We start from the raw sequence: 5782 nt of genomic DNA on the forward strand, positions 1-5782 counted from the left end.
GCCAGACGCCGACCCACGGACCGGCCGCCCTGCCGCCGCGCGTGTCCGTGCCGTCGATCCGGAACGCCACGGCGCACGCCTCCGGCGTCAGCGACTGGCCGGGCTGCACCGCGAAGGGCGTCGCCGTCCCGCCCGGGACCCGCAGGCACTCCGGGAACCGCACCGGGAGCATGGACCCCAGGACGCCCCAGCCCAGCCGCGTCTCGCCGGGGGCGTCGGACCGTACGAGCAGCAGCCCGCTGTCCGGGTCGGCGAGCAGCAGCCGGTCGTCGCTCTCCCGCGTGATCTGGAGCAGCGGGCTCGTCTCGCCGCCCCGCTCCAGGTCGACGACGACCGCCTTCGTCCGGCCCGCCAGCTCCCGGTCGAGGGCGAGCAGCCGGCCCGTACGGTCCAGCCAGCTGCCGCCCGTGCAGTGGCCGGGGACCTCGGCGACGTGCTCGGGGCCGAAGGAGCCGCCGTGCACCAGCCACAGGTCGGTGCCGTGCCGGCCGGGGGCGAGCGCGTACACGGACGAGCCGTCGGGGGCGGGCGGCAGCAGGGTCAGCCGCTCGCATTCGACGGCCCCGAGCGGCACCTCGCCGGTGCCGGGCCCGGTCGGGTAGAGCAGCGTGAGGGTGTGCCGCTCGGCGACGCGGCGGCGGATCAGCACCCGCCCGTCGGTGAGCGGCAGGACCTCGCTGTCGGGCTCCTCGGGCTGGCTGCCGGGCAGCGGCACGGCGTACGGCTCGGGGCCCGTGAGCGTCCACCGCTCCGGGAACCAGCCGCCGGTCGTGCCCGCCGGACCGCCGAGCGCGAGGCGGGCCGCGTACGAGCCGTCCGCGGCGATCGTCAGCCCCGGGCGACCCGGTGTGCTGCTGGTTGTGGCGGTCTCTGGTGCACAGGCCGTCATCAATGAAGTCACCTCCGTCACCGAAGGTAGTTTTCGCACTTCCTGGCGAAGGACGCGAGTTGAACCGATTCACACATAAGGGTGTCTCTCGACCGATTTGCCTGAGAGGTGGGGGGTGGCTGTGCTGCCCTTGGGGCCCGCGTTTAAGGTAAGGCGTGCCTAAGTGGGTGCCATAGCTACAGATCCGTACAGGAGCACGTCATGCCCATACGCCGTCGCGGCGCCGCCGCCGTCGCCCTCTCCGCGGTCGCCGCGCTCTCGCTCGCGGCCTGCGGGTCCTCCGACGACGGCAAGGGCGGCAAGGACGGCGGCAACGGCTCCAAGGCCGTCGCCCAGGGCGGCAAGGACTTCGGGAAGGCCGCCGAGGAGACGGCGAAGCTGGGCACGGACGCGAAGCCCGGCCAGTTCCCGCGGACCATCAAGCACGCGCTCGGCACCACGGAGCTGAAGGCCGCGCCCAAGCGGGTCGTCGTCCTCGACGTCGGCGAGCTCGACAACGTGGTCTCGCTCGGCATGAAGCCGGTCGGCTACGCGCCCACCGAGGGCAGCCAGGGCATCCCCGGCTACCTCAAGAACGCCGGCGACCCCAAGAACATCGGCACCATCAACAACCTCAACCTCGAAGCGATCAACGCGCTCCACCCGGATCTGATCCTCGGCAGCAAGCTGCGCGCGGAGAAGAACTACAAGGACCTCGCGAAGATCGCCCCCACCGTCTTCTCCATCCGCCCCGGCTTCACGTGGAAGCAGAACTACCTGCTCAACGCCGCGGCCCTGGACAAGACCGCCGAGGCGAAGAAGAACCTGGACGGCTACGAGGCCAAGGCCAAGAAGCTCGGCGACGACATCGCGAAGAGCGCGAAGGGCGGGAAGAAGCCGACGATCAGCATGCTCCGCTACATGCCGCAGTTCACGCGGCTGTACGCGCAGCAGTCGTTCATCGGCACGATCCTCAAGGACACCGGCCTGCCGCGGCCCGCGAACCAGCAGGTCGACGACCTCGCCGTGCAGATCAGCCCGGAGAACATCAACAAGGCCGACGCCGACTGGATCTTCACCGGCGTCTACGGCGACCCCAAGGCCACCAAGCAGGACGCGGCCCAGGGCAACCCCCTGTGGAAGAACCTCAAGGCGGTCAAGGACGGGCACGCGAAGAACGTGAAGGACGAGACCTGGTTCCTGGGCCTCGGCGTCACGGCGGCCGACTCCGTCCTCGACGACCTCCGTGGCTACCTGGTCAAGTAGGCCGGGCCCGTTCCCCTCGCGCAGGACGGACCCGCACGGCCGGGCATACGGGCGCGGGTGAGAGGTAACCTTCCACCCGTGCCCGCACTGTCTGAAGTCCTCGCCGCCCTCGACGCCCTGTGGCCCCCGGAGCGGGCCGAGCAGTGGGACGCCGTCGGCACGGTCTGCGGCGACCCCGATGCCGCCGTGAGCCGCGTGCTCTTCGCCGTCGACCCCGTACAGGACGTCGTCGACGAGGCCGTGAAGCTCGGCGCCGATCTGCTGGTGACCCACCACCCGCTCTATCTGCGCGGCACGACGACGGTCGCGGCGGACACGTTCAAGGGGCGCGTCGTGCACACGCTCATCAAGAACGACATCGCCCTGCACGTGGCCCACACCAACGCCGACCGCGCCGACCCCGGCGTCTCCGACGCCCTCGCCGGCGCCCTCGACCTGCGGGTCACGGGCCCGCTCGTGCCCGACGCGAGCGACCCCGAGGGCCGCCGCGGGCTCGGCCGGATCTGCGCGCTCGACCGCCCCGAGACGGTGGGCGAGTTCGCCGCCCGCGCCGCCGCCCGGCTCCCCGGCACCGCCCAGGGCATCCGCGTCGCGGGCGACCCGGAGCGCACCGTCCGCACGGTCGCCGTCTGCGGCGGCTCCGGCGACTCCCTCTTCGACGAGGTACGGGCCGCCGGCGTCGACGCCTACCTCACCGCGGACCTGCGCCACCACCCCGCCTCCGAGGCCCGGCAGCACAGCCCGCTGGCCCTCGTCGACGCCGCCCACTGGGCCACCGAGTGGCCCTGGACCGAGCAGGCCGCCGCCCAGCTCGACGAGATCTCCGACCGCCACGGCTGGGACCTGCGCACCCATGTCTCCCGCACGGTCACCGACCCTTGGACCGCCCACGCGGCGTCCACGTCCCCCAACGAATAACCAGGAGCTTCCACTGAACGCCGCGCCCGCCGACCAGATCCGCCTCCTCGACGTCCAGGCCCTCGACCTGCGGCTCGCGCAGCTCGCGCACAAGCGCAAGTCGCTGCCCGAGCACGCCGAGATCCAGACCCTGGAGGCCGACCTCGCCCAGCACCGCGACCTCCTCGTCGCCGCGCAGACCGAGGAGAGCGACACCGACCGCGAGCAGACCAAGGCCGAGCAGGACGTGGACCAGGTGCGCCAGCGCGCCGCCCGCGACCAGCAGCGCCTCGACTCCGGCGCCATCACCTCGCCGAAGGACCTGGAGAACCTCCAGCGCGAGATCGTCTCCCTCGCCAAGCGCCAGGGCGACCTGGAGGACGTGGTCCTGGAGGTCATGGAGCGCCGAGAGTCCGCCCAGGAGCGGGTCGGCGAGCTGACCGCCCGCGTCGAGTCCGTACAGGCCAAGGTCGACGACGCCACCGCGCGCCGCGACGCCGCCTTCGAGGAGATCGACGGCGAGGCGGCCACCGTCACCAAGGAGCGCGAGGTCGTCGCCGGGTCCGTTCCGGCCGACCTGCTGAAGCTCTACGACAAGCTGCGCGCCCAGCAGGGCGGTGTCGGCGCGGCCAAGCTCTTCCAGCGCCGCTGCGAGGGCTGCCGCCTGGAGCTCAACATCACCGAGGTGAACGAGGTACGGGCCGCCGCCCCCGACGAGGTCGTACGGTGCGAGAACTGCCGCCGCATCCTGGTCCGTACGTCCGACTCGGGGCTGTAAGTGGCGCATCGCTTCATCGTCGAGGCCGACGGCGGGTCCCGGGGCAACCCGGGGCCCGCGGGCTATGGCGCGGTCGTCCTCGACCCGGCGACGGGCGAGGCGCTCGCCGAGGCCGCCGAGTACATCGGCACGGCCACGAACAATGTCGCGGAGTACAAGGGGCTGATCGCCGGGCTCCGCGCGGCCAAGGCGCTCGACCCGGAGGCCACGGTCGCCGTCCGCATGGACTCCAAGCTCGTCGTCGAGCAGATGTCGGGCCGCTGGAAGATCAAGCACCCCGATATGCGGCCGCTGGCGGCCGAGGCGAGGGCGGTCTTCCCGCCGTCTCGGGTGACGTACGAGTGGATCCCGCGCGAGAAGAACAAGCACGCGGACCGGCTCGCGAACGAGGCGATGGACGCGGGCAAGGCCGGGAGGCAGTGGAGCGCGAGCGACTCATCGGCCGCCTCCTCCGCGGAGGGCGGGGCCGAGCCCCAGGCCGAGACGAAGGCCGTGTCCGTCGGCTGGGGCGCCTCCGCCGATCTGGGCAAGCCCGCCACGTTCGTCCTGCTGCGGCACGGGGAGACGGCCCTCACGCCGCAGAAGCGCTTCTCCGGCAGCGGCGGCGACGACCCCGAGCTGTCCGCCGCGGGCCGCCGCCAGGCGGAGGCCACCGCCGCGGCGCTCGCCGCGCGCGGCACCGTGGAGGCCGTCGTCAGCTCGCCCCTGCGCCGCTGCCGGCAGACCGCCGAGACGGTCGCCGCGCGGCTCGGCCTCGACGTCCGTATCGACGACGGCCTGCGCGAGACCGACTTCGGCGCGTGGGAGGGCCTGACCTTCGCCGAGGTGCGCGAACGCCACCCCGACGACCTCGACGCCTGGCTCGGCTCCGCCAAGGCCGCTCCCACGGGGGGCGGCGAGAGCTTCGCCGCGGTCACCCGACGCGTGGCGCTGTCACGCGACAAGCTCATCGCCCGGTACGCGGGGCGTACGGTCCTGCTGGTCACCCATGTGACGCCGATCAAGACGCTGGTACGGCTCGCGCTGGGCGCGCCGCCGGAGTCCCTGTTCAAGATGGAACTGTCGGCGGCTTCGCTGTCGGCGGTGGCGTACTACGGGGACGGCAACGCGTCGGTCCGTCTGCTCAACGACACCGGTCACCTGCGGTGAGCTGCGCGCCCCTGGGGGTGCTTCGCGTCGACGTCGACGCTGACGTGCGGGTGCGCCCCGGTGCCGCAGCGCCTGAGCGGGCCGGTGCGGCCCGCCGCCTCCCGTAGCCGTCCGGCCACCACCGGCGCCTCCGCGGCAGTCCGGCGCCCGTCGCGTACGGTCCGGGTCCGACGGCCCCGTCGCGGCTTGTCCCTCTCGTGGCCGTCCGGCGCCCGGCGCGTCCGGGATGGTCCGTGCCCCGGTGCGGGCCGCCGCCCGGGTGTCTCTGGGGAGGCCGGTGCCTCGGGGCGGTCCGCGGCTCCCCGTGGTCGTTCGGGGGCTTGCTCAGCGCAGCGTCGCGGCCTCGCGGGCCAGCTGTTCCACCCGGGCCCAGTCCTTCGCGCGGAGCGCGTCGGCCGGGAGCATCCAGGTGCCGCCTACGCAGCCGACGTTGGGGAGGGCGAGGTAGGCGGGGGCGGAGGTGAGGCCGATGCCGCCTGTGGGGCAGAAGCGGGCCTGGGGGAGGGGCGAGGCGAGGGACTTGAGGTAGGCCGTGCCGCCCGCGGCCTCGGCCGGGAAGAACTTCAGCTCGGTGACGCCCTGCTCCAGCAGCGTCACCACCTCCGAGGTGGTCGAGACCCCCGGGAGGAACGGGACGCCGGACGCCCGCATCGACTCCAGCAGGCTCGGCGTCCAGCCCGGACTCACCAGAAAGCGGGAGCCCGCCTCCACGGCGGCGTCCACGTGGGCGGCGTTGAGGACCGTACCCGCGCCCACCACCGCCTCCGGCACCTCGGCCGTCATCGCGCGTATCGCGTCGAGCGCGGCTTCGGTGCGCAGGGTCA

At 73.2% G+C, this 5782-nt stretch carries 5 protein-coding genes and 1 pseudogene; 4 read left to right on the forward strand and 2 right to left on the reverse strand.

Annotated features, from left to right (window positions below; all coding sequences use genetic code 11):
• A pseudogene (locus ACFU99_RS30465) lies at window positions 1-889 on the reverse strand (hypothetical protein); the annotation flags it as partial.
• Between the two features lie 201 nt (window positions 890-1090).
• Between ACFU99_RS30465 and ACFU99_RS30470 the strand changes: the two are divergent.
• The 4 genes from ACFU99_RS30470 (at window position 1091) to ACFU99_RS30485 (ending at window position 4958) form a co-directional block, all read left to right on the forward strand.
• Window positions 1091-2134 carry an ABC transporter substrate-binding protein gene (locus ACFU99_RS30470; RefSeq protein ID WP_384398135.1) on the forward strand — a complete coding sequence of 348 codons (1044 nt, stop codon included), beginning with the start codon at window positions 1091-1093 and terminating at the stop codon, window positions 2132-2134.
• Window positions 2135-2212: 78 nt separating this feature from the next.
• Window positions 2213-3052, forward strand: a complete 840-nt coding sequence (locus ACFU99_RS30475) for a Nif3-like dinuclear metal center hexameric protein (protein WP_384398137.1) — start codon at window positions 2213-2215, stop codon at window positions 3050-3052.
• Between the two features lie 13 nt (window positions 3053-3065).
• Entirely contained in the window at window positions 3066-3809 is a 744-nt protein-coding gene (locus ACFU99_RS30480; protein ID WP_384398143.1) for a zinc ribbon domain-containing protein, read from the forward strand.
• Window positions 3810-4958 (forward strand): bifunctional RNase H/acid phosphatase, encoded by a 1149-nt coding sequence (locus ACFU99_RS30485; protein ID WP_384398139.1) that lies wholly within the window; start codon window positions 3810-3812, stop codon window positions 4956-4958.
• A 324-nt stretch (window positions 4959-5282) separates the two neighbouring features.
• Here ACFU99_RS30485 and eda read toward each other — a convergent pair.
• Window positions 5283-5782 (reverse strand): bifunctional 4-hydroxy-2-oxoglutarate aldolase/2-dehydro-3-deoxy-phosphogluconate aldolase (gene eda / locus ACFU99_RS30490; RefSeq protein WP_384398141.1); only part of this gene is annotated, 500 nt, incomplete at its 5' end.

The sequence above is a fragment of the Streptomyces sp. NPDC057654 genome, from assembly GCF_042800135.1.
In the GTDB taxonomy this organism is placed as follows: Bacteria; Actinomycetota; Actinomycetes; order Streptomycetales; family Streptomycetaceae; genus Streptomyces.

Bases quoted from the DNA above. Each gene is read 5' to 3' on its own strand.
- ACFU99_RS30470 (WP_384398135.1), top strand. From the start codon at position 1,091: ATGCCCATACGCCGTCGCGGCGCCGCCGCCGTCGCCCTCTCCGCGGTC.